We start from the raw sequence: 24307 nt of genomic DNA, 5'->3' as shown, positions 1-24307 counted from the left end.
CAGCCGCAACTCACGTGGCGAGCGGCTCAGCGCCGAGCGGCACAACACACAGAATGGTACGTCCTGACCGAGGTGCAGCCTGTACCACAACAACCCCACGCCGCCTGACACGCGATTGGGGTAACCGTGGAAACTCTTGGTGATAAAGCTCCAGTGTTGTCGCATCAACCCCCGGTGGTTCTATTTCGGTCATCAACTGCTCGAACACGGCCAGAGCAAAGGCATACTGCTCGGCGTTGTCGATAGGCCGGAGCAGATCGCGGAGAACAGGGTCAGTATTGGCCCATTGGGTGCGAATTTGATTGAGTTGTGGATGGGTCATAGATTCAGTCCACATCAGCGCCGCTCCTTTGTCCATTGATCGTATTGCTTGTGTGTCAGCACGTGTTTGATCAGGGCATACTGCGTTTGATAACCTCGGGTGCTAGGGGGTAGCTCAGGGGAGATGAAAAAGCGGAAGCTCCGGTATGGCTACCAAAGAACTTCCGCTTGCCCAGAATACCGTTGAAGACCTGTTCACGCTCATTTACGTCTACGTGGATGATTATGTGCAAGCCGCTGTGTGCAGCGGCTTGTTTGTGCTGCCTCACGAACCGAATCAGAAGGGGAATTACAGCGAACTCATGACGATTGCGCTGGTGGGCGAATTGCTCGGTGAAGTTTCAGGGCAGAAATGGTTGGCTCAGGTGCGTTCAACGTATCGGGCGCTGTTTCCATGCTTGCCGGATCGTACCCGGTATCTCCGAATCCAGTCGAATGTGGAAACCATTTACGCCGACCTTGCGCTGAGACTGCCCCACTTCGACGACGACACCGTGTACGTCATTGACAGCAGACCGCTCGTCCACTGCAAGGGGACGCGCTACGCGCGACCCCGAGCGATGAGTGAGGCAGGCAGTGGACGCGGTGGGTACGGAGGTTACAGTGTCAAAGGTCGGTTCTACGGGTTCAAGCTGCACGCCATCATTGACGATCATGGAATGATCGTCCGCTGTGCTCTGGCTGCTGGAAATGAAAGCGATCCACCCCTCGCACGTCCCCTCTTGAACGAAGGCGAAGGCGCATTGGTGCTCGGTGATCGGGGCGATCAGGGCTGCGGCGTCTACGCGCAACCCAAGAGCAACATGAAGCAACCGCGCCCCTGGTGGGGCGCCATGCGATGGGTCAGAAAGACCATTGAGGCGGTTTTTTCTCGGCTGGATCGTTCATTTCAGTTGATGCTGCCGCAGCTCAATTCCTTCCGATCCATTCGCGCTCATGTCTGCCGAAAAATCGCCGCTCACAATTTGGCCCTGTTCTTTGGCGGTCTTTGATCCCCTAGCACCCGAGGTTGCTAATTGATCTTGCACATTACGCGCCACTTGTTGCCGCCTACGTCAAAGATGTGCCAGCCAACGGGGTCTTGTTTATCCGAAACGTAATCCACACTGCCAAAAGTAGTTTTGAGATCAGTCAGATGTTTTGGATGGGTGGCAACCAAAGTCATGTACCAAGAGCGCAAAGGCAGTTCGGCATCAGGTACTTGTTCCCAAAATTTCCGTAGAGCAGATAAGGCGAGAACACGCACAAGAGATAGTATCTCAATCTGAGATAAATGGGCAACTTATGACCCTACCCATGCCGCGCCAAAAACGCCTCTCTCTCCATCCAAGCCATTTTCGGCTTTCCCTCGCTGGGGGGCTTGGGCGTGCCGTACACTGCTCGCAGCAGGCGGAAGCCGAAGCCGAACCAACGCGCTTGCTGGGGCGGCAAGTCCAGCAGGGCAAAGCCGCTCTTTTCCAGCGGGCCGTGAAATAGCGTGACGGCGTACACAGCCTGAGCATCCGCCAACTCGGGCCGGGTTTGCAGGGCCGCCGCCACGTCTTTCAGGCTGCGTTGGTAGGCGCGGTAGGCGGCAATAGAGCTGCGGGTGCTGATGCCCACGATGCGCGGCGAGTGCAGATGCAGTTCGGCGGTGGGCGTGTGCGGCGGCAAGGGCAGCGGTGGCATGACCTCGGAGCGCGGAGCCACGCGCATCACGGCGTCGGCGCGTTGGGCGAGGTCAATCACATGATGCTCACGAGCGAAACGGTCTTCTACGGTGCGGCTGTAAGCGTAGATCAGTAGGTCGCGGGGCGCGGCAGTGCGCAGGCCGGGAATGGCCCGCACGGGCGCGGGGCGATAGCCGAGGGCTTTCAGTTCGGGCAAAGTGGCCGCCAACTCTGCGGGGAGGACTCGCACCGTCTGGCCCGGTTGCGCTGCTGGCTGCGGAAAGGGGAGAGGCCGCACGCCCCCACGCCTCAGCGCCGCCAGATTCGCACGGGTCAGCGCCGTGCCTTCCAGCGCCCACGCGGTTATAGGTTGCCCTGCCGCCGCTTCCAGCCCGCTTATTCCAGTCGGCGGCCCACTTCCGGCGATCTCGTGTCCGGCCCGCGTTGCAGAGTGCAGCAGTTCCGGATTAGAGCGGGCGAGTGCAGGCGGAATCAGTAATGTAGCCCCAATCTTGGCTTCTGCCAACACCTGCAACACGGTTTCCAACTCCGCCGCCGACTCTACAGGTACGGTCAGACCCACAGAGGGATCGCCCGGAGCGCCGCCGTACAACGTACCGAAAGCGCCTGCCCGGACGAGGGAGGGCCATAACCATGAGGGAGAAAAAACGGGCATCACCCTGACTGTAACGGTAAAGAGATCACGAAACCGCAACCTGACAGCACGCTCTCATGCTGATCACGGTATGCTCCTGTCTAACGATGCTTCAGTTTTCCTTTATCTCACAGAGCCTATGGGCAATGGTCAGGACTCCGGCGAGCATGGCCTGTAGCGGCGCGGGGCGAGCGTGAAGGCGTCCGCTGTAGCTCAGGCGTCTGCCCTCACGGAAGGCGTACCCCTGACCGACCGCCCCCTGCGAATCGGCCTGTTTACCGATACCTTTTTGCCTGACCAAAACGGCATCGTGACCAGCGTGGGTCTGCTGTCCGACGAACTCCGGGCACGCGGGCACCATGTGGATGTGGTGGCCCCCGATTTCCCCGAGCATGTGGATACCCGCCCTGATGTTTACCGGATTTCCAGCCTACGTTACGTATTTTTGCCCACTTACCGGCTTGCTTGGCCTACCCGCAAAGACTTCGAGCGCAAATACGACATCGTGCATACGCACACGCCCCTCACGCTGGGGCTGGCAGGCGTGCGGCTGGCCCGCAAATGGCAGGTGCCGCACATCGCCACTTATCACACGCATTTGGCGGCCTACACGCACTATGTGCCGGGTCTGACTTCCTTTGACCGCATGACCAAATTGGTGTCGCGGGTGTCGGGGCAGTTGTATGGGCGGGCCAACGCCGTGATTGTGCCCACCACCGGCATGCTCGACGTGATGCGGGAAATGGGGGTGAGGAATCCGGTGGTCATCCCCACCAGCATCGACCCCAGAGGGCTAGAGGCCGCGCCGCCGATCCTCAACCCTTGGCCTGCGGGCACGCGCCGAATTTTGAGTGTGGGCCGCCTCGCCCGCGAAAAACGCTTTGATCTGGTGCTCGATACCCTGTCGCAGTTGGACAATGCCCACTTGGTCATTCTAGGCGAAGGGCCGGAGCGGGGACATCTGGAGGCGCACGCAAGGCAACTCGGCATCTCGGATCGCGTCACCTTTTTGGGCGTGCGTCCGTGGACAGAAATCGGCGCGTATTACCGCCTCGCGGAACTGTTCCTGTTTGCCAGCGACACCGAAACTCAGGGCTTGGTGCTGCAAGAAGCGCAGCTGATGGGCGTTCCAGTGGTGGCGGTGGGCGCACGCGGTACCCTCAGCGGCGTGGCGCACGGCAGCAGCGGCTACCTGACCATGCCCGGCGACGTGAATGCACTGGTTCGTCACGCCCGCGACGTGTTGGGCAGCCCAGAACTGTGGGAACAGTTGTCGGCGGGCGCACGTAATTTCGGCCACACCACCACCCCCGGCGGCGTGGCCGAACGGGTTTTGGAAGTGTACGCCCGCGCCTTGGGCATGCCCAGCGGCGCGGTGGCCCTGCCTTCAGAAGCAGCTACTCCTCGAAGTAGCCTCGTGTATGACCGCTGATATTTTGCGCGTGCCGCCACAAGAAGGGAACAAGGCCGCCTTCCAAGCGCCGCGCACTGGTCTCCACAAGTGCGCCCGGCACATAGGCCACCGTGCCCAACCGCGCCAACGCCTGACCCAGCAAAATGTCTTCGTAGGCTTCCACCGCTGGGTATCCACCCGCCAGCTCTGCGGCGAGGCGCGAGTAGGCCATGTTCGCCCCAGCCAAATTGGGTTTGTCGGCCAGCACGCACAGCCGCAAAAACAGGTTATAGGCGGCTTCCGAAATCTGCGGCAGCGGGCGGCGCACTCCCGAAAAACGCATTGGGCCGTAGAGGGCCACCCGGCCAGCGGCGGCGACGTTCAGGCGCTCCAGCCACTGCGGGGCGGGCAAGGAATCGGCGTCGGTAGAGGCCACCCAGTCGCCCGTTGCCGCCTCCAGTCCAGCTTGGCGGGCACGGGCCACACCGCGCTCGTGGCACTGAATCACGGTGGCTCCCCAAGAGCGGGCCACCTCGGCGGTGGCGTCCCGGCTGCCGTTGTCCACGACGATCACTTCATGGGGGGTGTGGGTCTGACGTTCCAATGCACGCAACGTAAGGGGCAAATACACCGCTTCGTTGCGTGCAGGAATAACAACCGAGAATTCCGGCACCCGGACAGGCTAACAGGTGTTCGTCTGGTCATCTTCATGTGCCCCCCATCTGTGCGGCTGTGGCTCGTGGGGCAGCGTCTCATGGAGAAGCTATGAAAGCCGCGCCGCGCTCCCTGAGCGACCGGATTCCTCTCTTACCCGGAACCCTACTGCCAGTGGCGGGCGCAACCGTAGCTCTGGCCTGCGCCGAGTTTGTCCGCAACGGCGTTTACACCGCTTACCTGCCCTTGGTCGGCCCCTCGGAATTTGGTTTGCCACTCACGGCCACCAGCGCCGCCCTCACCGCTCATTTTATTGCCGATACCCTGATGCGTGGCCCGGCTGGCGTGGCTATTTCGCGCTATGGGCTGCGGCCTGTGGTGGCGGGCGGGGCGCTGCTGGGGCTGGTGGCGCTGGCGCTGCTCCCGTTTGCCCATACTTTCTGGCTGCTTATTCTGATCGCTGCTGTTCACGGCGTCGGCTTTAGCGTGCTGTGGCCCGGCGCACTGAATCTGACCGCCGATTCCAGCAAACCGGGCTACAGCGGGCGGGCCATTTCTATCGTGACCATGTGCGCCCTCCCCATGATCGGCGTTGGCGTGTTGGTCTACGGCGCGATTGGCAGGCATGGGGGCAATTTTCCGCTGACTTTGGCGATTGCGCTGCAGGGGCTGGCAGTGCTGGCCGCCCTGCTGATGCCCATGCGCCGGGTACGTCAGCGCAACACCGCGCCCGCGCCTACCCGCGAAAGCACCCGCCGCGTGTTCCGCTCCCTTGTTCCGCTGATGCCCGCCGCTTTCCTGCAAACGGGCACCCTGTCCCTCATCGGGCCGCTGCTGTTCCCGATTGCCAAAAAAATGGGCATCGAATACTGGCCGCTGGTGTCTATTCTGGTGCTGGGCGGCGTGTTGGCCTACGCCACCATCCCCTTTGCCGGAAGAATTGCCGATAGGGGCCGCGCCCGTCCGGTGCTGTCGGTGGGCTTTGCCCTGATCGGGGTGGCGTTCGCGCTGCTGGCTACCACCCCGCCCGTGTGGGCCATTTATCCAATTGCGGCGCTGCTGGGGCTAGGCTACGGCTGCGTCACGCCCGGTTGGTCGGCACTAGTGACCAGTACGCTGCCGGAAGCCGAACGGCCTGCCGCGTGGGGCGCACTGATGACCGTCGAAAACACTGGAACGGCGCTGTCACCAGTCATCGGCGCGTTTGCCTACCAGACCATCGGCGTCAGCGGCCCATTCTTGGTGGGGGCGGTGCTGGCCCTCACCACTGCCAGTGCTTACGCCATGTTTAGGCGGGCCTTTCCTGCGCCGGTGCAGACCTAAAGCTGGGTCAGTGGCGAGAGAAAGCGCTGGGCTGTAGACGGTGACGGCAAAGCGTTGGCAAAGAGGCGTCCATCTCCTGAACAGTCCAGACCAAACCTTATGTGCTTTACGGCCCACCCAAAGGCAGGAACCGCCATTCACATCAGCTCCTTCACCCCTCTGATTAAAGCTGGCGCGGCTCAGGCTGGAGCCATGCTTGCAGCCGACGTGTTGGGCCGCGCCGCGGGCTGGGGCGCGCTTGGCCCCGGCCCCCGCACTCGCCCCCAAGTGGCCCTCACCTTCGACGATGGCCCCAGCCCGCGCACGCTGGACTTGCTGATGGTGCTAGAGCGGCACGGCGCACCCTCCACCTTTTTTGTCACTGCTCCGAACGCTGCCGCGCATCCTGACCTGATGAATGCTCTGGCGGCTGCGGGCCACCAACTCGAAGCACACGGCATCTGGCACCGCCCCGCCCTGTTGATGCCCCCGTGGAAGGAATGGGCGCAGGTGCGCTGGCATCCGCGTGCAGAGCAGCCGGGTTTGTTGTTCCGTCCACCCTACGGTGGCCACAGCCCTTTTACACGCCTGCTGGCCCGCCTCGCCCACCGCCAGATCGCGCTGTGGGATGTAGAAGGCCGCGACTGGCTTGCTTTGCCCGCCGCCGAACTTGCCCAGCACACGCTAGGGCAGGTGTGCCCCGGCAGCGTCATCTTGCTGCACGACGGCCCAGAGGTCACACCCGAACTGCTAGACCTGATCCTGCATGGCCTAGAAGAACGCGGGTTAGCGCCTGTGCTTGTGAGCGATTTGCCCATGCAGCGTATTGGCCTGCGGGCCGGATTGGGGCGGCTGCGGGCCAGTTACGGGCGGTGAAGGGCGTCTAAGGGCCTAGGGTTGAAGGGTCTAAGGAAGAGCAATCGCTTTGCTCACTCACCCTCTCTCCAGCCCTCCCCCCTCAAGGGAGAGGGAGCAAAACACATCTCTCTGCGCTTGCCGTTCGCCCTCGTCCCTTGTGGGAGAGGGGGCAGTTCAGCAACCCCCCAACACCTTAGACCCTAGACTTTTAGACCCTTAGACCACCCACCCACAGACCTAAACGCCATCAATCCCGAAATTAAAGCAGCCCCAGCCGCCGCGCTAAAGGCTCCGAAATCAGCCATTGATCGGCAGCGTCTCCCGCGTCCTCTGGCTCTTCCGGCTCTACTTCCATCAGCACGCAGCCCCGGCCCAGATAGAACGCCACGATTTTTTGCCACGCCTCTTCTTCGGTGCTGGCGGTTTCCTCTATGTCTTCCAGCGTGCCCCACACGTCGCCGTCCACTTCCTCGCTTCTCAGGGCTTCGGCGTGGCCGCTGAACACGTAGGCGTCTACTTTCTCTTTGCGGGGATGGTACACGCCGCCTTCCTCGCGCAAGTCGAGTTTATCGCCGCGCTCGTACAAGCTGGATAAAAAAGCTTGCCACTGCTCGGCGGTGAGGATAATGGAGGGGGTGGGAGTCTGGTCGTTCATGTTCGGCAGTGTACCCGCCCCCCATCATCAATACGGCTCTATAGGCTGGCCTCACAACAGTTCTGGAACGTTGGCCGCGTTTGGCCCGTACACTGTGCCATCATGCCCCACCTTCATCAACGCTTCCACAAGCCGCACGATCCATCCAAATCCCGCTCCCGCCCGCTTGCCGTGTTGCTGCTGCTGCTCGCGGCGTTTGTGCTGGCCCTCGGAACCCTGACCCTGCACAGCACGGCTTCGGCCCAGTCGGGCGGCGGCTTTGGCGGCAGCAGCTCCGGCGGGTCATCTGGCGGCGGTGGGGGTGGCGGGTACAGCGGCGGTGGAGGCGGCTACAGCGGGGGTGGGTATAGTGGCGGCGGCTATAGCGGTGGGGGATACAGCGGCCCCATCATCGTCAACTCGGGCGGGGGCGGCTATTACGGCGGTGGGGGCGGCGGCTTTGGCCTCACCGGCCTGATCGTATTTGCCATCGTCATTTTTATGGTGGTCGGATATATGCGACGCAGTATGGCGGCCAGCGGCGGGGCACGCGCCCTCACACGCGGCGGCGGTCTGTCTAGCCTCAGCGGTACGGCACAGGCGGTGAGCGTGCAAATCCTGATGGCTGAGGGCGACGAAGTGAAACAGGCGCTGCAACATGTGGCCGAGTCCGGTGACCCAGACAGCAACGAAGGCCTTGCCCGCATGATGCAGGAAGCGGCGCTCGTGGCCCTGCGTCACCCAGACCGCTGGGTGTACGGCAACGTCGAACGCGCTCAGGGGGCCGCCAACGCCGCCGACTCGCAGGTGGGCGCGTGGGCCACCGAAGCCCGCTCTGCCTTTACCGAGCAGACCACCAGCAACTACCAAAACAAAGACGTAAACAGCGGTTTCGAGCACCGCAAAGGCTACAAAGCCGACCACGATACCGGCGACCTGTATCTGGCCGTGACCATCGCCATCGCCGCCCACGCCCTCGGTAACTTGCCCCCCGCAGGCGTGACCAACGCTGCCGAAGTCCGTGCCGCCCTGAACGCCATCAGCAGTGTGGCCCCCGGCGACCTGATCCGCGCCGAAGTGGTCTGGAGTCCGGATGCCGAGGGCGAGTTTCTCAGTGAGGATGAGGCGATCCAGAAGTATCCGAAATTGACTAAGTTGTAAGCGAGCCAGAGGAACGAGTGTAGAGGGTGGATCGTGGGAATTGCCTAACCACGATCCACCCTCTACTTTCTACAGTCGGACTTTTTCACCCATCGCTCGGCGTCCGCTTCTTCGGTTTACTGGCCGCAAATTTCGCCAGTTGCGCGGTCATGGCGGGCGGCGTATTGGTCAGGATGTTCCGCGCTGCGGGATTGCGGGCGGCAAAGTCGGCCACGCGGTTCATCATGGTCTTAAACACGTCTTCGGGCATGTCCAGCGCGGGAGTCAGGCGCACGGTGCGCTTGGAGCTGAGGCTGAGATTGCCCATGACGCCGCTGCTGTGCAGTTCGCGTAGGGCTAGAATCGCGGTGGCCTCGAACACCAGTTCCTTCAGGACTTCGGGCAGGGGCAGCCCCAGCATCGGCTTAAACTGCATCGCCAGCAATAGTCCTTGGCCGCGCACATCTTCCAGCAACCTTGGATGTTCGGCCTGAATGGTTTTCAGTCGGGCCAGCCCTAGTTCGCCCAATCTCAGGCTGCGGGCGGGCAGGTCATTCTCCATCAAGTATTCCAGAGATTTCAGGCCCACCGCCATCGCCATGGCGCCCCCGCCGAAGGTGTTGGAGTGGCGTTTGCTGCTCAGGCCGCCCAACATCTTTTTGTAAATGGCGTGCCGCACGATGGTTGCGCCCACTGCGGTCATGCCGCCGCCCAGCGGTTTGGCGAGCGTAATAATGTCGGCGTCGAGTCCCTGCGCTGCCGATTCGAACCAGTGTCCGGTGCGGCCCAGTCCCGTCTGAATTTCGTCGGCAATGACCACAATCCCGTATCTGCGGCACAGTTCACCCAGCCCGCTCAGGAATCCGGCGGGCGGAATGTTCACGCCGCCTTCGCCCTGAATCGGCTCTACCACCACGCACACCACGTTGTCGGGGCCGACGCGCCGAATCAGGCTGGTGAGGGCGGCGAGGTCGCCATATGAACAGGTCAGCGCCCCCGGTACGAGTGGCCGGAACACATCCTGATATTCGGGATTGGGCGTGAGGCTGAGGCTGCCCAGCGTTTTGCCGTGGTAGCCGCTGGAAAACGAAATCTGCAACTTGGCTTTGGGCCGCCACGCTTTGGCAAATTTAAGTGCGCCCTCAATGGCTTCGGTACCGCTGGAGCAAAAGAAGACCTGCGAATCGGCGTGGCTGGGCAGTTCGCGAGCCAGTAAGCGCACCAGATTAGTTTGCAAGGCCGCCCGCCAAGGCCCGGACGATTGCTGCGGCAGGCCCATAGCCCGGTTTTTGGTCAAGAATTCCTGCAAAAATTCGGTCAGCACAGGCGGCATCTCGCCAAACGGGGTGGCGGCGTAGCCCGAAGCGTTGATGCGCCGCACGCCCGCTTCATCCTCCAGTTCCCAAGGCGTGACCCGCGAAAACGGCCCGGCCAATCCCAGCAAATTCAGGCCGTACAGCAATTCTTCGTTGCCAAATTGCTGATCGAGTTGCCGCGCCGCCGTTCCTGCAAAACGCTCGTTCAGCACTTCACTTGCGCGAATAAATCCATCCGGAAGGCCAACAGTCATGCGGGCCAGTCTATCCGCACGGGCGGGAGTGCGCCGGGTGCGTTCACGCCAAGCGACTTTGGGGAGCGACATTGGGCAGACGATCCGGCTCCCGCGCCCTATTCTTGGCCCATGCGGATTGTCCGAATTCAGACCGAGGCCGGGGCACACTGGGGCCAACTCGACAACGACACGGTTTATTTGACGCGCGGCATGGCCGGAGAGCGCACGGGCCAAACGGTGGATTTTACCGGGGCATCCCTGCTGGCCCCCGCCGAACCCAGCAAAATCGTGTGTGTGGGCCGCAATTACCTTGATCATATTCGGGAACTGGGCAACGACACGGCAGGGCTGCCCACCGAACCCGGCATTTTCCTAAAAGGCCCGAATGCGCTGGCCGAACCCGGCGGCACGGTAGAGAAGCCCGACTGGACGGAGAGTTTTCACTTTGAGGGCGAATTGGCGTTGGTGATAGGCCAGCAGGCGCGGAATCTGACGCCCGAAAACGCGCTGGACGCTGTATTGGGCTATACCTGCGGCCTAGACCTCACTGCCCGTGACCGCCAGAAAACCGATTTGCAATGGTTCCGCGCCAAAGCCGCTGACCGCTTTTGCCCGCTGGGGCCTTGGCTGGAAACCGACCTGAACCCGGCTGACCTGCGCGTACAAACCCGCGTGAACGGCCAAACCCGGCAAGATGGCCGCACCAACCAGATGATTTTTGATGTGATGCAGATTTTGACCTACATCACCCAGTTCGTGACGCTGGAACCCGGCGACGTGGTGCTGACCGGAACCCCCGAAGGCGTGGGGCCACTGGAACGCGGCGACACGGTAGAGGTTGAAGTGGAAGGCGTGGGCGTGCTGACGACGCTGATCGGGTGACGTCTCTTGAAGCTGAGAGGCCAGACCTAGACCTGCATTTGGGCCAAATCCGCTTCAGCGCCCGCGCCGCCGTACTGATCGTGCGGGATGGTCAACTGCTGCTGAACAAGTTCAACCACGCGGATTTCTGGTTTACGCCCGGTGGCCGCATCCAAAGCGGAGAGGCCAGCGAACAGGCCGCACGCCGCGAATTTTTGGAAGAAACGGGCGCGGTTTTGGGTGAATTGCGGCTGGCTTTGGTGGCTGAATTGTTTGGGCAGATGGGAGGCGAAGCCGTACACAGTTTGCAGTTTTTCTACGTGGCGGCGCAGTGCCCGCAGCTTCCAAACGTCAGTTTTCCCAACAAGTTGGATGAGGGTGTGACTTTTGATTGGTTCGCGCTAGAAGACCTGCAAAACTTAGATGTCCGGCCCGCATTTTTGGTAGGGCGACTGCCTTCGCTCCTCGCCTCGCCAGAAGTGCAACATGTGGTGGATTACCGGGAATAGGTTGAGTCAAAGGCAATCGCTGACGCTCACTCACCCCCTCCCCAACCCTCCCCCCTCAAGGGTGAGGGAGCAAAACCACGACACCGCCACCCCACAGCCTTCCCGCCCACATCCGTGTGAGGCCGTCATCCACGCAGTGGGTGGGCCAATTCCAGTTCAAAGACGACTGGCAATTCCGGTTCAGATGGACAAAGCAGCCGGGTTGGGATGCGACAAGATCAATCCTGCCTAGTGCAACGACAACTCCCCTGCACCCTCTGGGGGCGGGGGCTGGGGGGTGGGGGAGTCCAACGTGGGAGAAGACCAAAGTCCTCAATCTTGACCCAATAGGGGCCACCCAAACACAAAGCGCCCTCTCACACGCCGCCCAAGCCCAAGCGTAACCCCATAGACCGTGATCGCGCCCCCCGCCGCGCTACGCTAAGGCCGTGCCACACCTCCGCCGCGTTCCCGCGCTTCTGCTTGCCCTGACCTGTGGCCTGACTGCAACTTTGGCTGCCGCCAGCCCTGCCACCGACCTGTTCGATACCGTGACCAAGTCGGTACAGACGGGTTATTTTGGCTGGTCTACGGTAGACCGGGTGGCACTGGCCGAAAAGTACGCGCCGATTCTGACCGAACGCTGCGCCACGCAGTTGGAATCGTGCGACTACGCTACGGGCCGCGCCGTGTTGACCGACATGCTGAAAGAACTGGGCGACGCCCACACCAACGTGCGGGACGCGGAAGGTGCGGAGCGGCTGGCCGAGGTGAGCCAGAACAAATCGGTGCCGCGAACTGGAGCGCGGGTGAGCCGCGTGGCGGGCGGCCTGTTGGTGGTGTCGGTAATGCCGGGCAGCCCCGCCGAGCGTGCCGGGGTGCGCCGCTTCGACCTGCTGACCCAAGTCAACGGACAGCAGGCCGGAATCGATCAGCCGATTGGCTCCACCGAATTTGTGCGGTTGGAGCGGGCCGACACGCCCATTACGGTGACCCTGCACCGTCCCGGAACCCCAGACCGCGACCTGATTCTCACACCCCAAAGCTTGCAAGCCCGCGACGAACCGACCCTGAGTTGGGTAGGCGAAGGCGGGCGCACAGCGCTGATTCAGTACCCTACCTTCCTGTCTTCCGACAGCGCCGAACTGTTTTTGGCGCGGGTAGGCGAGGCGAAGCGGGCGGGCGCTGAAGCCCTGATCGTCGACCTGCGCTACAACGGCGGCGGTAGCCTGAACGAGTGTGTGGCGGCCAGCAGCGTGTTTGGCCCCACCGTGTACCGCGCCCGCTTTCAACGTGGCGGCTTTACCTACGGCGGCTTATTGGGTGATGAAGTCATGTCGCCCATTGCCCGCATGGCCCGCCCCGACTGGGCCGTTTGGAAACAGCCGGTGGCTGTGTTGGTTGGCCCGAATACCGCGTCGTGTGCCGAAGTATTCACCCATTACGCCCAGTTGTCCGGGGCCACCGCCATTGGCGAGGTCACACGCGGCGTAGGCAACAGCGGCGTCAACTTTCAGCCGCTCCCCGATGGTGGCGTACTGGGCCTGACCATTCTGCGGGCTTTCGACGCTGCCGATAAGCCCTTGCCTGACCGAATTACCCCCGATATTCTGGCTCCCACCGACATCACCGCGCTGACGACCACCGGGCAAGACACGACGCTGGACGCTGCCCTGACCGTGCTTAAGGCTCAGGTGACGAAGCGGGAGGCCCCCAAGACCGAGCCATCGGCGCCGCCTAAGCAGGGGCTGGACGGGCGCTGAGAACGGAATGTAGGACGTGGATTATGGGCGGTGGGGAAGGTGGGGCGGCTCCCAAAAATTTTAAGTGCGGCCTTTATTCCCGCCCTCCACCTTCTTGACGACGCGTTCCTCACGCCAGACCTTTACACTTGAGTCAGGTTATGGATTCTTTGAAGGCGCTCGCGGCGCAAGTTGGTATCGCGGATTTGTTGGGACGGGGGTTTCTCAGCGTCCTGCTCACGTTTATCACGGCATGGGTGTTCACTTGGCGCTTCATTCCCAGCGTGCGGGCCTTCGCTCTTCAAATGGGGTGGGCCGATCAGCCCAATGCCCGCAGGCTCAACAAGGAACCGCTGCCCAACGCGGGCGGGCTGGCGATTTTTGCCGGATTCATTCTGAGTGTGGTGGTGGCGTGGGCACTGCGCCCCATCGTCATAGAAGTCGTGAATATTCAGGTTTTAGCCATTCTGCTGGGCGCGTCGCTGCTTGTGCTCACCGGATTCATCGACGATCAATTCGGCCTGTCGCCGCTGTCGCGCCTGCTGGTGCAAACGCTGTCGGCCTTCCTGCTGATCGTCAACGGCTTGCATATTGACCTGAACGCCATTCCCTTCATCCCCTCCATGCCAGACGCCCTGAATATCGTGCTCAGCAACCTGATTACGGTGGTGTGGATTGTGGGCCTCACCAACTCTGTGAACCTGCTGGACGGTGTAGACGGCGTGGTGGGCGGCGTGGGATTCGTGGTCAGCATGGTGTTGCTGTTCACGGCGGCCCAGTTTCCTGACCGAGCGGCGGCGGTGGTGTTGCTGGCTGGGCTGGCGGGGGCCACGCTGGGCTACTTGCGCCACAACTTTAATCCCAGCCGCATCATCATGGGCGATACCGGCTCGTATCTGATCGGTTATACGTTGGCCGCCGTGAGCCTGCTGGGAACCCTGAAATTCAGTGCCGGGGCCAGCCTGATCGTGCCGCTGATCGTGTTAGCGCTGCCGGTGCTGGATACCACCCAAGTCGTCATTGGCCGACTGGCACGCGGAATTCGAAACCCGTTGGGTCACCCCGACAAAACCCATATTCATCACCGGGTGTTGGCCCGCACTGCCAGCGCCCGCCGCACCGCCGTTATTTTGTGGGTGGTGTCGCTGGTCTGCGGGATGCTGGGCATGTGGCTGCAAGGCGTGTCTGGCAGCGTCATTCTTCTCACGGGCGTGGTGGTCTCGGCCTGCTTGTGGTTCGTAGCCCACCGCCGCATGCGTGCTCAACCCTCAGAGGTACAGGCGGCAGAAACTCAGGCGTCAGAGGCCCAACTGTCAGCGGCTCAGGCTTCAGCCGTTCAGACAGACGTTCCCAGTCAGCCGGAAAACTGAGATGATGCCCCCGATGTCTGCTGCCGATTCGCAAATGCCCGCGCCCAAAACCATCGTCCTCGCCTTCGGTACCCGCCCCGAAGCCACCAAAATGGCCCCCGTGTACGCCGCCATTGCCGCCCATCCGGGCTTGCAGCCCCTGATTTTGTCTACCGGGCAGCAGCGCCAAATGCTGGACGGCGCACTCGCGGTCTTCGGCCTCACGCCCGATGAAGACCTGAACGTGATGACCGACCGCCAAACGCTGGCTGACCTGACCGCCCGCATCGTGCCGCCTTCCGGCAAGTTGCTGCGCCAGATGGGAGCCGACATGGTGCTGGTTCATGGCGATACCTCCACGTCGTTTTGTGTGGCCCTTAGCGCCTTTTACGAGGGTATTCCGGTGGGGCATGTGGAAGCGGGCCTCCGCAGCGGCAGCCTCAGCGAGCCGTTCCCGGAGGAAGCCAACCGTCGCCTGACCGGGGTGCTGTCGACGCTGGATTTTTCGCCCACAGCGGGCAGCAAGGCCAACCTGCTGCGGGAAGGCAAAGCGCCCGGCAACATCGTAGTGACCGGGCAAACTGCCGTAGACGCTGTGCGTGAAGTGGCGGGCCGCGTGCCCCTGCGCCCCGACTGGCAAGCCCGCGTGCAGAGGGGTCAGCGCCTCGTTACCGTGACCATGCACCGCCGCGAGAACCAGCCCATGATGAGAGAAATGGCCGCAGCGTTGGCGCGGGTGGCGCAGGCCTTCCCCGACACCCATTTCATCTACCCCGTCCACCTCTCGCCCGCCGTGCAGGAAGCCGTGCGGCCTGTGCTGGGGGCGCTCCCCAATTTCGAACTCACCGACCCACTGGACTACAGCGATATGGCCCCGTTGATGGCGGCCAGTGCGCTCCTCGCCACCGATTCGGGCGGCCTGCAAGAAGAAGGCGCGGCGCTGGGCGTGCCCGTAGCGGTGCTGAGGAACGTGACCGAGCGCCCCGAAGGCGTGGAAGCGGGCGTGCTGAAGCTGGCTGGAAATGACCCCGCGCAGCTAGAGCGTGTGCTGACCGAACTGCTAGGCAACGAGTCTACGTTGGCCGCCATGCGGGCCGCCCGCAACCCTTACGGCGATGGGCAGGCCTCCGGACGCATCGCAGCGGCGATTGCTTGGCACTTTGGGCTGGGGGAACGGCCCGACGATTGGGGGTAAAAATAGAAGTGGAGAGTGGATCGTAGAACGTGGTTTCGGCTGTTTCCACGTTCTACGATCCACGCCCTTTTATACCAAACTAAATTGAGTCCAGAACATGTTTGATCCAGGGGAACAGGGTCAGCGATTTGACTTCTTGGGGGTTGTGCTGGAGCCGGACACACTCTGCAGAGATCAAGTCCTCGACTTCTTGAAGGGTGTTGAGCGTCTGGTTGGCGATGGGAAGTTTCAGCTTGGTGACCATCGGTTCAGCGGGGGACAGTTCCGGCGTATACGCCGGAAACGGCAAGAGGAAGAGATTGGGCGGCACCTGGAGTTTCTGGCTGGTGTGCCAACCGGCTTGGTCGAGCAAGAGGACGATGAGTTGCTGCTGGTGTGGATCGACGGCCCGGCTGAACTCATCCAGCGCGACTTGCATGAGAGGAACGCTGACACTCGGGAAGATCAGGAAATCGCTCTGTCCCGTGAGGGGTTCGACAAAAATGTAGGTATAGAGCCATTGATATTGACGGCGCTGAGCAATGACGGGCCGCTGACCCTGAAGCGCCCAGAGGCGCTTCAACACGGGTTTCAGACCAAATCGCCCTTCATCCTGCACCCACAGCCGCACCTGTTTTTCAGGGTACGCGGCCCGTGCAGTTCTCAGCGCCGCTTCGACTTTTTTATCCAGATCGCCTGTCCTTCCGGTGTGGCCGCCTGAACATGAGTCGGACGCGGTACTTGCACCGTGAACCCCAGCTTTCTCAAGTAGCCCCAAGCACACACCGACGTCATCTCGACTTTGAACTGCTCATGGACGTAAGCCTGCACGTTCTGGCTCGTCCAGAAGCCACCCGTTTCGGGTGGCTTCTGGAGCGCACTGAACAACACCTGTTGTTGTTCCACATCGAGCGCAGGAGCGGATTTGTTCCAACGGCGTTTGTCCACCACCGCCGCTGGCCCATCTTCGTTGTACGCTCGAATTAACGTGCTAATCGTGGTGCGCGAAAAACTCGTCACCGCTTTGATCTCTGGAATCGACAGTCCTTTGCTTTTGAGCCACAAGATGTGCCAGCGGGAGCGCTCCACCGCTCGCTCGGACTGGCGGTAGGCCAATTCCAACTCATCGGACGTCTGATGCGGGAACAGCGAGGCAGGTCTCATATTCGCGACTCAGTTTAATCCCGTATTAGACCCGCTTTTCCCTATACCAGCGAATCAGCGCATTTGTACTGCAGTCGTGCGCCAGCTTCGGTTCCTCGGCGTTCCCCAGTTCCGGCACGATTTTTCCGGCCAGCACCTTGCCCAGCTCCACGCCCCATTGGTCAAAGGGATTGATGTCCCAAATGGCTCCCTGCACGAAGACCTTGTGTTCGTAGAGGGCGATGAGTGCCCCCAAAATGCGCGGCGTGAGCTGGTCGGCCAGCAGGGTAGACGTAGGGCGGTTGCCGTCAAAGACGCGGTGGGGGGCCAGTGCCGGGTCAATGCCTTCCGCCAGTACCGCGTCCAGCGTTTTGCCGAACGCCAACGCCTCGGTTTGGGCAAAGACGTTCGCCATGAGCAGGTCGTGGTGGGTCAGGCCGCCCTGCACTGGCATGGGATTCAGCGTGCGGGCAAAGCCGATAAAGTCGCAGGGAATCAGCTTGGTGCCCTGATGGATGAGCTGATAAAAGGCGTGCTGGCCGTTGGTGCCGGGTTGTCCCCAGATAACCGGGCCAGTCTGGTAATCCGTGACCGCCCCCCCCAGCGTGATGTGCTTGCCGTTGCTCTCCATATCCAGTTGTTGCAGGTACGCGCTGAAATGCGACAAGTATTGGTCATAGGGCAAAATGGCGACGGTTTCAGAACCAAAAAAGTTGTTGTACCAGACACCGAGGACGCCCATCAGCACGGGCAAGTTGGCTTCCAGCGGCGCAGTCCGGAAGTGTTTGTCCATCTCATGGAATCCGGCCAAGAGTTCGCGGAAGCCGTCTGGCCCAATCGCCAGCATCAGGCTGAGGCCGATGGCGCTGTCCATGCTGTAGCGCCCGCCTACCCAGTCCCAAAAGCCGAACATGTTGGCGGTGTCTATGCCAAATTTACCCACTGCGTCGGCGTTGGTTGATACAGCTACAAAGTGCCGCGCCACTGCCGCATCGTCGCCCAACGCGGCCAGTAGCCACGCACGCGCACTCCCCGCGTTTGCCATCGTTTCCTGAGTCGTAAAGGTTTTGCTCGATACGATCACCAGCGTTTCTTCGGGGTTCAGGTCGCGTAGTTTTTCGGCCAAATCGGTGCCGTCTACATTCGAGACGAAGCGCAAGGTCAGGTCGCGCTGGGCGTAGTGTTTCAGTGCCTCATAGGCCATCACCGGGCCAAGGTCAGAGCCGCCGATGCCGATATTCACGATGTTGCGAATGGGTTTGCCCGTAAAGCCCAACCACTGCCCAGCCCGCACGGAGTCGGCAAAAGTCGCCATCCGGTCAAGCACCTCATGAACATCTGGCACCACATTTTTGCCGTCCACCATCACCGTTGCGCCGCGTGGGGCACGCAGGGCGGTATGCAGCACGGCGCGGCCTTCGGTCACATTAATTTTTTCGCCCGCCAGCATCGCGTCGCGCTTGGCTTCCACCCCAGTTTCGCGGGCCAAATTCAGCAGCAGCCCCAGCGTTTCATCGGTCACACGGTGCTTGCTGTAGTCCAGATACAGGCCCGCACCCTCGGCGTTCAGGCGCTCGCCGCGCGTGGAGTCGGCGGCGAACAGCTCGCGGAGATGCGTGTGCTGCATGGCCTCAAAGTGGGCCGTCAGAGCTTGCCAAGCGGGAAGGTGGGTCAGCGCGGCGGGATTCGACATGGGCAGAGCATACCCCCAGCCCTGTGCCTAAGCGTCGGCGCTTGCCTGAACAGTTTCTAGATGTTGGGCCACTGGAGTGGGTCAGCTCTCTAACTACACCTTCAAAAAGTGAGCCGCGACATTGGGCGGTTCCAGCGGTTCCAATGTCACTCTTGCTGTCACTTGCCCATCGATGCTCGCCACGCTCAGGCCCGGAGCCAGTGCCCCATGCATGATCAGCGTAAAGCGGTCTTGCCAGTCACGCAACACCTCGCGTTGGTTGCGGTGGCCGCCGTGCAGCAGGGCCAGCAAGCACGCATCGACAAACAACGACGCCAAAAACTGCGTGTTGGTATCGGGCCGAATGTGCCCCTGATGGCGCATGGCGATCAGCACAGGTTCCACGAGCGCCACCAACGTGACGGCGGTACGGATGTCGTGTACGGCGGGATTCGCTCCCGGATGGGCCGGAGCTTCTGCCGGGGCGTCGTGTCTGGCCCCCAACACCGCTTGGCCCACCGCGCCCACCAGATGGCGGTAGCGCACGCCAAGATCGGCCATTCTCGCTGTCACCAGTCCCCACACCACTTGTGGAGAATTGCCCGCCCCCAGCCGCCGAATCGCCTCATCGCGCGTGTCGGTCACGGTGCGCTCGAAGTGGGCCAGCAGCATATGAATCTTGCTGGGGTAATAGCGGTACAAGTTGGTACGGCTCACAAACGCAGCGCGGGCAATGTCCTGCGCGCTAGTCTGGTCTAGGCCGCTCCGAGCAAACAGTTCGAAGGCGGCGCGGGCAATACGTTCCCGGCGGGCGTCGTCTTGCTCTTCCCGGTCTACTTTCATGGGCGGGTTCCCCCGGCATTGCCTCTCACGCTCTCACAATACCGCGCCGCGTCTTGCTGCTACCTGACTGAGTCTTTGCTCAACGGGTAGAGTTTCGTTCATGTGGTTAGGCATGTATTTACAGCGGTCTGCAAGTTCGGGACGGCGAAGCTGACGACTGCATTTACCGTTGCATTTACCGTTCAAGTTTTTTCTAAAGCCGGTGCTAGACTTCTCTTGTGTCCCGTGTTGGCCCCCTGACTTATTTCGTATTGGCGCTTGCTCTGTTGGCGCTGGGATACGCCGCTGTCACCGACCAGCAAGGCCTGATGGCGGGCGCGGCCCTGCTGTTGGCGGTGGCTTCTTGGCCTGTGGGGGGCGTGTGGCGCTGGACGGCTTTGGCCGCTTACCCCGCCGCGTTCTTAGCGTCATTGGTGCTGCCCGGTTCCGTTCCCAATATGTTCGAACTGTTGGGGGCGCTGTGCGTCATTGGCGGCCTCGGCCTGATGACCCTGCGCGAGCAAGCCTCGGTGCGGGAAGTGGCGTGGCAGCGCAACACCATCGACGCCCTGCGGGTAGGCAGCGAGCGACTGGCCGACGCCCGCGACGCCGACGCGATTATTCGGGCCGGAGTGGGTATTCTGGACAAGTTGCATGTGGCTCCCAACTTGGCGTTCGTGGCCTACCGCAAAGGCACGCCGCATATTCTGGCCGCCAAAGGCGCGTTTGAAGCCTTCCTAGAGCAGCCCATCCACCCCAGCGACAGCGACAGCCGCAGCGTGCAGGCCGATCATTGGGTGGCCGAAGAAGCCCTCGCGCTGCTGCCCAAAGCCCAACGCCTGACCTACCACGTGGCTCCGGTGTACGGGCGGGCCACGATCCATCTGGGCGTGCTGATCCTTACTCGTGCGGAAGACCGGGACTTCGATGAAGGTGAAAAGAGCGTCGTGGCTTCCTTTGCCCGCCTGCTCGGATCGCAATTGGGGCAGTGGCAGGCCATCCGTGATCTGCGCGACGCCAACGACCTGACCCTGCGTTCGTTGGGAGCCGCCCTAGAGCGCCGCGACGACGATACCGGTGGCCACACCACCCGCGTGGTCAGCATGAGCGTGCGCCTTGCCCGCCGCCTCAGTTGGGATGAGGATCAGGTCAAAGCCCTGCGCTGGGGCGCGTATTTGCACGATTTGGGCAAGCTCGCTATTCCAGACCGAATTTTGCACAAGCAAGGCCCGCTGGACGCCGGAGAACGCCGCATTATCCAGACCCATACCACCGTCGGCTACGACATGTTGCAAGACCTACACTTTTTGCCCGCTGAAACGCTGGATTTGGTGCGCTACCATCACGAACGCTGGGACGGCACAGGCTACCCCGCCGCCCTACGCGGCCAAAACATCCCCGAGACGGCGCGGGTGTTCAGCATCGTGGACGTGTTCGACGCCCTCACCAATGCACGGCCCTATAAGCCCGCTTGGACACGCGAACGCGCCCTGAACGAAATCAGGATGCAGGCAGGCCGCCAGTTCGATCCGCAGTACGTGGAAGCCTTCCTGCGAATGATGGCCGAACACGACGACGCCCGCTTAGTGTCTTAGTCAAGCGTCTCGTTGGTTTCTTAGCCCTCTCCACTCGTGGGAGAGGGCGCTGCGACGCAACGGGTGAGGGGGCTACCCAGTCACCTTAAACTCCGTCAGCTGACTAAAGGCGGTAATCAATCTGCACGAATTGACAGTAATGGATTCGCTTCGCCGCGATGGTCATACGGTATTGAAGGACGGCCTACACGCAGACGGTTGGCTGGAGAAAGGCGAGTTGGTACGCAAGCCCGTCGAGTTGGATCGTTTGGCAAAGAGGCAGGCTGAGCAAATCCAGACCCATTGGCCGAGTGCCGATCTGATCGTCGGGGTCAGTCAGTGCGGGGCGGTGTTGGCGGCGTTCGTGGCGCGTCATCTGGCCTTGCCTGTGGCCTTCGTCAACTTGCAAGCCGATCAGATGACCTTTCACCGTATGAATGTTCCAGAGTTCCCGCAGCGGGTTGTGCTGGTAGATGACCTGATCAGCACAGGAACAGACGCCCGCTTGTTGGTGGCAGGAATGCGGAGGGCGGGTCATACTGTGTTGGGCCTGAGTGTCTGGACAGTGCGGCAGACGGCACAGTTGCCAGAACTGCCGTTGCTGACGCTTTGGCCGCACCCCTATCACACTTGGTCGGCTGCGGCTTGCCCGCACTGTGCGGCAGGCGAAGCTGTGCGCTGGGAGCAAGTGCGCGAGTAGTCCTGCTTTCCCCCAGCCCCTTACCCCTACCCTTTACCCCAGCGCCTCCAAATCGGCCCGCGTGGGCGCGTAGGCTCCGGCACGGGCGCAGGCGGCAGCAGCGGCACGAAGGCCAACTTGCAGATGATCATTCCAGAGGGCTTCGGGGTATTCGGTGGCGCTGACCAGCATTCCGGCGCACAGGGCGTCGCCCGCGCCGACGGTATCCATGACCTGCACAGGTGTGGTGGGCAGGTCTAAGCGCCCCGCCGACTGAAACAGGGTTGCGCCCGCCGCTCCGCGTGTGATGACGATGGGCGAGCGGGCGTTCATGCCGCGCAACTCCCGTAGGGCGTCGTCTTCGCTGCGTCCGGGGAAGAAGAACCCCAAGTCTTCATCGCTGAGCTTGATCAGATCGGCGCGGCGCATGACGGCCCCGAACACGGCGGGGTAATCGGGGTGGCGGTGAGAAATCCGGGCGTTGGGATCGAAGCTGATTTTGACGCCTGCCGCCCGTGCCGCTTCGATCAGGCCCAGCAGAGTGTCGGCCAGCGGCCACCGCGCGAGACTGATGCCGCCCACATGCAGCCAGCGGGCCGCGCCCAGCCAACCATCGGGGAGGTGGGTAGGGTCAAAATGCAGATCGGCGCTGTTTTCGCCCAAAAAGCGGTAGGCAGGCGGCGACTTGGAATACACCACCGCCATCAGCGTGGGCGCGGGCGCACGCTGCACAAACCGGGGATCGAGGCCCGCTTCCAGCGACTCGCGCAGCAGATCGTCTCCAAAATTGTCTTGCCCTACGGCTCCGGCAAAGGCACTCGGAACACCTAACCGCGCACAGGCCCGCGCCACGTTCCAGCCTGCTCCTCCGGGATGCGCGTTCCAGACGTTTCCGCCGCCAGTTACGAGGTCGGTCAGTGCTTCCCCAGCACTCACAATCAAGGGCAATGTCATACGCGCCCACTGTAAAGCATCGGCCCAATTGGAGCGGCGGCGTTGCCTAAGCGTCGGCAGTCGCAAGAATCGTCATAAGCCGTAAGATCAGGGTTCCTATCTCATGTTGAGAATTCATCTCAGTTGCGTATCAGATCGATTTCATTCCAGATCAGCTTCCTTTCGGAGCAGTTGTCTGCAAGCTCAACAGAGGAGAACTGTCGAGCTTGATATCTCCCCTAATCTCAATCTAATTCTGCCAAGTTCAGGATTCAGACGCAGTGGCACTGCCAAATCGTGGGATAGTGCTACCAGAAGAATGACCTTCTGAAGCCAAATCAGACTGTGTACAGTCCCGACACAGGAATGGGATTCCGATGCAAAACCTAGACTGTACTTGAGTGTTTCTTCATTCTGTTTGGCCTTCTGCTCATTTGGTGCAAAGGAGGGTCACACTAGGGAATGGCTGCTTATACGCTTCCGGCCACACCCCCGTCTTCGCCCGACATGTTGCCCGGCGTGGTCGTGACTGGTGCAGCGCGGGGCATCGGGCGGGCCATTGTGGAACTGTATCTGGAGCGCGGCCACCCGGTGTTGGGTGTCGACCTGAATCTGCCTGCTCCCCTCAAAGGTGGGCTGCGCCTGCGGGCCGATGTGGCAAGCGCCGCTGGACGCAACCGCATTGCCCGCGCGGCCCGTGAGCTGGGCGGGGTGGGGGTGTTGGTGAACAACGCGGCCTATCAGGGGGCGCACGGCGGCGTGCTGGACGTCAGTGCACGCGGCTGGGCACGTGCTCTGAACGTCAATCTCAGTGCGCCGTTGCTGCTGACCCGTGACCTGATCGACCTGATGCCGAGGGGCAGCGCCATCGTGAATGTGGCGAGTGTGCAGGGCCTGTTTGCCGAGCAGGGCAACGCCGCCTACACCGCCAGCAAAGGCGGATTGGTGAACCTGACCCGCGCGATGGCGCTCGACCTTGCCCCGCGTGGTGTGCGCGTAAACGCGGTGGCCCCCGGCGCAATCAGTAGCGAGTTGGTGTTGCAGGCTATTGCCGTGAGTGCTGACCCAGAGCAGACCCGCCGCGATTATGAAGACCTACACGCTCTGCGCCGCCTTGGAGAGCCGCGAGAGGTAGCGCAGGCGGTGTACTTTCTGGGCAGTGGCGAGGCCAGCTTCCTTACAGGAGTCATTTTACCGGTAGACGGCGGCATGACCGCGAGCTTTATGATGGCTGGGCGGCCTGTTTAGAGCACTTGTCCAAGCTTATTTGTTACAAGCGCCGCCTGCCCCAACTCAGCAGGCCGATGATCAGGGTAAAGGCCGTGAGCGCCAGCACTGGAATAGTAATAATAGAATTTAGGCCCGCCAGTGCGCCGCCGCCCCAGATGGGCCACTGCACGTCGCAGCCAGCGGTGGTTTGACCGACACCGCATACTTTCAGGCTCTGAATGACGCCCCAGTCTTCAAGGTTGTGAATCAGGGCCACCACCCAGCCCACAGCGGCCAGTGGCAGGGCGTAAGCGCGGATGCTCAGGTCGCCCCGCAGTGCGGCGATGCCCAGCAGCAAGGCCAGCGGGTACATGGCGATCCGCTGAAACCAACACAGCACGCAGGGAATAAAGCCCCGCGATTCGCTGAACCACAGGCTGCCGATGGTGGCAAGTAGGGCCACCACCCACGCCAAATACAGGCGGTTGTCGCGCGTCATGGCC

At 61.8% G+C, this 24307-nt stretch carries 25 protein-coding genes; 13 read left to right on the top strand and 12 right to left on the bottom strand.

The features are described from left to right. Positions 1-10 precede the first annotated feature (10 nt). Positions 11-322: a hypothetical protein gene (locus E7T06_RS11900; RefSeq protein WP_136365998.1), complete on the bottom strand. Its 312-nt coding sequence runs from the start codon at positions 320-322 to the stop codon at positions 11-13. 145 nt (positions 323-467) lie between these two features. On the opposite strand from E7T06_RS11900, the gene E7T06_RS11890 reads away from it, so the two are divergent. Beyond that, positions 468-1313 (top strand): transposase, encoded by an 846-nt coding sequence (locus tag E7T06_RS11890; protein WP_136365997.1) that lies wholly within the window; start codon positions 468-470, stop codon positions 1311-1313. A gap of 20 nt (positions 1314-1333) precedes the next feature. Here E7T06_RS11890 and E7T06_RS11885 read toward each other — a convergent pair whose 3' ends face one another. Next, the gene (locus E7T06_RS11885) at positions 1334-1567 is read right to left on the bottom strand and encodes a type II toxin-antitoxin system HigB family toxin (RefSeq protein WP_136365996.1); all 234 of its coding nucleotides are present in this window, start codon (positions 1565-1567) and stop codon (positions 1334-1336) included. A gap of 44 nt (positions 1568-1611) precedes the next feature. Beyond that, a complete protein-coding gene (locus tag E7T06_RS11880) occupies positions 1612-2646 on the bottom strand; it encodes a Sectered polysaccharide deacetylase (RefSeq protein ID WP_136365995.1) in 1035 nt (344 codons plus the stop codon). A gap of 172 nt (positions 2647-2818) precedes the next feature. On the opposite strand from E7T06_RS11880, the gene E7T06_RS11875 reads away from it, so the two are divergent. Continuing rightward, positions 2819-4057 (top strand): glycosyltransferase family 4 protein, encoded by a 1239-nt coding sequence (locus tag E7T06_RS11875; RefSeq protein ID WP_240741022.1) that lies wholly within the window; start codon positions 2819-2821, stop codon positions 4055-4057. Here E7T06_RS11875 and E7T06_RS11870 read toward each other — a convergent pair. Then, the gene (locus E7T06_RS11870) at positions 4023-4691 is read right to left on the bottom strand and encodes a glycosyltransferase (protein WP_136365994.1); all 669 of its coding nucleotides are present in this window, start codon (positions 4689-4691) and stop codon (positions 4023-4025) included. The genes E7T06_RS11875 and E7T06_RS11870 overlap by 35 nt on opposite strands. Before the next feature lie 92 nt (positions 4692-4783). On the opposite strand from E7T06_RS11870, the gene E7T06_RS11865 reads away from it, so the two are divergent. Both E7T06_RS11865 and E7T06_RS11860 read left to right on the top strand, forming a co-directional pair. After that, on the top strand, positions 4784-5995 hold the full coding sequence (locus tag E7T06_RS11865; RefSeq protein ID WP_136365993.1) for an MFS transporter: 1212 nt from the start codon (positions 4784-4786) through the stop codon (positions 5993-5995). Positions 5996-6187: 192 nt separating this feature from the next. Beyond that, positions 6188-6850 carry a polysaccharide deacetylase family protein gene (locus E7T06_RS11860; RefSeq protein WP_240741021.1) on the top strand — a complete coding sequence of 221 codons (663 nt, stop codon included), beginning with the start codon at positions 6188-6190 and terminating at the stop codon, positions 6848-6850. 241 nt (positions 6851-7091) lie between these two features. On the opposite strand, the gene E7T06_RS11855 is transcribed toward E7T06_RS11860, so the two are convergent. After that, positions 7092-7487 carry a hypothetical protein gene (locus E7T06_RS11855; protein ID WP_136365991.1) on the bottom strand — a complete coding sequence of 132 codons (396 nt, stop codon included), beginning with the start codon at positions 7485-7487 and terminating at the stop codon, positions 7092-7094. 102 nt (positions 7488-7589) lie between these two features. Between E7T06_RS11855 and E7T06_RS11850 the strand changes: the two genes are divergently transcribed. After that, positions 7590-8627: a DUF1517 domain-containing protein gene (locus tag E7T06_RS11850; RefSeq protein WP_240741020.1), complete on the top strand. Its 1038-nt coding sequence runs from the start codon at positions 7590-7592 to the stop codon at positions 8625-8627. Between the two features lie 85 nt (positions 8628-8712). On the opposite strand, the gene E7T06_RS11845 is transcribed toward E7T06_RS11850, so the two are convergent. After that, positions 8713-10176, bottom strand: coding sequence for an aminotransferase class III-fold pyridoxal phosphate-dependent enzyme (locus E7T06_RS11845; protein ID WP_168733502.1), 1464 nt, complete (start codon positions 10174-10176; stop codon positions 8713-8715). 111 nt (positions 10177-10287) lie between these two features. Between E7T06_RS11845 and E7T06_RS11840 the strand changes: the two genes are divergently transcribed. From E7T06_RS11840 to wecB, 5 genes are all read left to right on the top strand, one after another. Further along, positions 10288-11040, top strand: coding sequence for a fumarylacetoacetate hydrolase family protein (locus E7T06_RS11840; protein ID WP_136365989.1), 753 nt, complete (start codon positions 10288-10290; stop codon positions 11038-11040). After that, on the top strand, positions 11037-11528 hold the full coding sequence (locus E7T06_RS11835; protein WP_136365988.1) for an NUDIX domain-containing protein: 492 nt from the start codon (positions 11037-11039) through the stop codon (positions 11526-11528). The genes E7T06_RS11840 and E7T06_RS11835 overlap by 4 nt, the downstream gene beginning before the upstream one ends. Before the next feature lie 428 nt (positions 11529-11956). Further along, positions 11957-13270, top strand: a complete 1314-nt coding sequence (locus tag E7T06_RS11830; protein WP_346763207.1) for a S41 family peptidase — start codon at positions 11957-11959, stop codon at positions 13268-13270. A 140-nt stretch (positions 13271-13410) separates the two neighbouring features. Continuing rightward, positions 13411-14619, top strand: a complete 1209-nt coding sequence (locus E7T06_RS11825; RefSeq protein WP_240741019.1) for an undecaprenyl/decaprenyl-phosphate alpha-N-acetylglucosaminyl 1-phosphate transferase — start codon at positions 13411-13413, stop codon at positions 14617-14619. A gap of 34 nt (positions 14620-14653) precedes the next feature. Next, positions 14654-15793 (top strand): UDP-N-acetylglucosamine 2-epimerase (non-hydrolyzing), encoded by a 1140-nt coding sequence (gene wecB / locus E7T06_RS11820; RefSeq protein ID WP_136366005.1) that lies wholly within the window; start codon positions 14654-14656, stop codon positions 15791-15793. Between the two features lie 79 nt (positions 15794-15872). On the opposite strand, the gene E7T06_RS11815 is transcribed toward wecB, so the two are convergent. From E7T06_RS11815 to E7T06_RS11800, 4 genes are all read right to left on the bottom strand, one after another. Next, positions 15873-16403 carry a transposase gene (locus E7T06_RS11815; protein WP_168733501.1) on the bottom strand — a complete coding sequence of 177 codons (531 nt, stop codon included), beginning with the start codon at positions 16401-16403 and terminating at the stop codon, positions 15873-15875. Positions 16404-16435: 32 nt separating this feature from the next. Further along, entirely contained in the window at positions 16436-16936 is a 501-nt protein-coding gene (locus tag E7T06_RS11810; RefSeq protein ID WP_136365986.1) for a winged helix-turn-helix domain-containing protein, read from the bottom strand. A gap of 25 nt (positions 16937-16961) precedes the next feature. After that, positions 16962-18608: a glucose-6-phosphate isomerase gene (pgi, locus tag E7T06_RS11805; RefSeq protein WP_136365985.1), complete on the bottom strand. Its 1647-nt coding sequence runs from the start codon at positions 18606-18608 to the stop codon at positions 16962-16964. 93 nt (positions 18609-18701) lie between these two features. Further along, the gene (locus tag E7T06_RS11800; RefSeq protein WP_136365984.1) at positions 18702-19430 is read right to left on the bottom strand and encodes a helix-turn-helix domain-containing protein; all 729 of its coding nucleotides are present in this window, start codon (positions 19428-19430) and stop codon (positions 18702-18704) included. Between the two features lie 308 nt (positions 19431-19738). Between E7T06_RS11800 and E7T06_RS11795 the strand changes: the two genes are divergently transcribed. Together E7T06_RS11795 and E7T06_RS11790 are read left to right on the top strand one after the other, a co-directional pair. Beyond that, a complete protein-coding gene (locus E7T06_RS11795; RefSeq protein ID WP_136366004.1) occupies positions 19739-21004 on the top strand; it encodes an HD-GYP domain-containing protein in 1266 nt (421 codons plus the stop codon). 139 nt (positions 21005-21143) lie between these two features. Beyond that, a complete protein-coding gene (locus E7T06_RS11790) occupies positions 21144-21683 on the top strand; it encodes an orotate phosphoribosyltransferase (RefSeq protein ID WP_136365983.1) in 540 nt (179 codons plus the stop codon). 33 nt (positions 21684-21716) lie between these two features. Here E7T06_RS11790 and E7T06_RS11785 read toward each other — a convergent pair whose 3' ends face one another. After that, the gene (locus E7T06_RS11785) at positions 21717-22616 is read right to left on the bottom strand and encodes a carbohydrate kinase (RefSeq protein WP_136365982.1); all 900 of its coding nucleotides are present in this window, start codon (positions 22614-22616) and stop codon (positions 21717-21719) included. A gap of 441 nt (positions 22617-23057) precedes the next feature. Between E7T06_RS11785 and E7T06_RS11780 the strand changes: the two genes are divergently transcribed. Next, entirely contained in the window at positions 23058-23843 is a 786-nt protein-coding gene (locus tag E7T06_RS11780; protein WP_240741018.1) for an SDR family oxidoreductase, read from the top strand. Positions 23844-23865: 22 nt separating this feature from the next. Here the strand turns inward: E7T06_RS11780 and E7T06_RS11775 are convergent, their stop codons facing one another. Further along, positions 23866-24303: a disulfide bond formation protein B gene (locus E7T06_RS11775; RefSeq protein ID WP_136365981.1), complete on the bottom strand. Its 438-nt coding sequence runs from the start codon at positions 24301-24303 to the stop codon at positions 23866-23868. Positions 24304-24307 lie beyond the last annotated feature (4 nt).

It is taken from the genome of Deinococcus sp. Arct2-2, assembly GCF_004801315.1.
Classification (GTDB): Bacteria; Deinococcota; Deinococci; order Deinococcales; family Deinococcaceae; genus Deinococcus.
This window is presented reverse-complemented; position numbering and strand designations above follow the sequence as displayed.

What these genes read in the sequence shown, in the direction of transcription:
- E7T06_RS11855 (WP_136365991.1), bottom strand. Translation starts at nt 7,487, where the DNA reads ATGAACGACCAGACTCCCACCCCCTCCATTATCCTCACCGCCGAGCAG.
- E7T06_RS11780 (WP_240741018.1), top strand. Translation starts at nt 23,058, where the DNA reads ATGGCTGCTTATACGCTTCCGGCCACACCCCCGTCTTCGCCCGACATG.
- E7T06_RS11845 (WP_168733502.1), bottom strand. Translation starts at nt 10,176, where the DNA reads ATGACTGTTGGCCTTCCGGATGGATTTATTCGCGCAAGTGAAGTGCTG.
- E7T06_RS11775 (WP_136365981.1), bottom strand. Translation starts at nt 24,303, where the DNA reads ATGACGCGCGACAACCGCCTGTATTTGGCGTGGGTGGTGGCCCTACTT.
- E7T06_RS11880 (WP_136365995.1), bottom strand. Translation starts at nt 2,646, where the DNA reads ATGCCCGTTTTTTCTCCCTCATGGTTATGGCCCTCCCTCGTCCGGGCA.
- E7T06_RS11785 (WP_136365982.1), bottom strand. Translation starts at nt 22,616, where the DNA reads ATGACATTGCCCTTGATTGTGAGTGCTGGGGAAGCACTGACCGACCTC.
- E7T06_RS11825 (WP_240741019.1), top strand. Translation starts at nt 13,411, where the DNA reads ATGGATTCTTTGAAGGCGCTCGCGGCGCAAGTTGGTATCGCGGATTTG.
- E7T06_RS11795 (WP_136366004.1), top strand. Translation starts at nt 19,739, where the DNA reads ATGGCGGGCGCGGCCCTGCTGTTGGCGGTGGCTTCTTGGCCTGTGGGG.
- E7T06_RS11900 (WP_136365998.1), bottom strand. Translation starts at nt 322, where the DNA reads ATGACCCATCCACAACTCAATCAAATTCGCACCCAATGGGCCAATACT.
- E7T06_RS11860 (WP_240741021.1), top strand. Translation starts at nt 6,188, where the DNA reads ATGCTTGCAGCCGACGTGTTGGGCCGCGCCGCGGGCTGGGGCGCGCTT.
- E7T06_RS11890 (WP_136365997.1), top strand. Translation starts at nt 468, where the DNA reads ATGGCTACCAAAGAACTTCCGCTTGCCCAGAATACCGTTGAAGACCTG.
- E7T06_RS11850 (WP_240741020.1), top strand. Translation starts at nt 7,590, where the DNA reads ATGCCCCACCTTCATCAACGCTTCCACAAGCCGCACGATCCATCCAAA.
- pgi (WP_136365985.1), bottom strand. Translation starts at nt 18,608, where the DNA reads ATGTCGAATCCCGCCGCGCTGACCCACCTTCCCGCTTGGCAAGCTCTG.
- E7T06_RS11865 (WP_136365993.1), top strand. Translation starts at nt 4,784, where the DNA reads ATGAAAGCCGCGCCGCGCTCCCTGAGCGACCGGATTCCTCTCTTACCC.
- E7T06_RS11810 (WP_136365986.1), bottom strand. Translation starts at nt 16,936, where the DNA reads ATGAGACCTGCCTCGCTGTTCCCGCATCAGACGTCCGATGAGTTGGAA.
- E7T06_RS11790 (WP_136365983.1), top strand. Translation starts at nt 21,144, where the DNA reads ATGGATTCGCTTCGCCGCGATGGTCATACGGTATTGAAGGACGGCCTA.
- E7T06_RS11800 (WP_136365984.1), bottom strand. Translation starts at nt 19,430, where the DNA reads ATGAAAGTAGACCGGGAAGAGCAAGACGACGCCCGCCGGGAACGTATT.
- E7T06_RS11840 (WP_136365989.1), top strand. Translation starts at nt 10,288, where the DNA reads ATGCGGATTGTCCGAATTCAGACCGAGGCCGGGGCACACTGGGGCCAA.
- wecB (WP_136366005.1), top strand. Translation starts at nt 14,654, where the DNA reads ATGCCCGCGCCCAAAACCATCGTCCTCGCCTTCGGTACCCGCCCCGAA.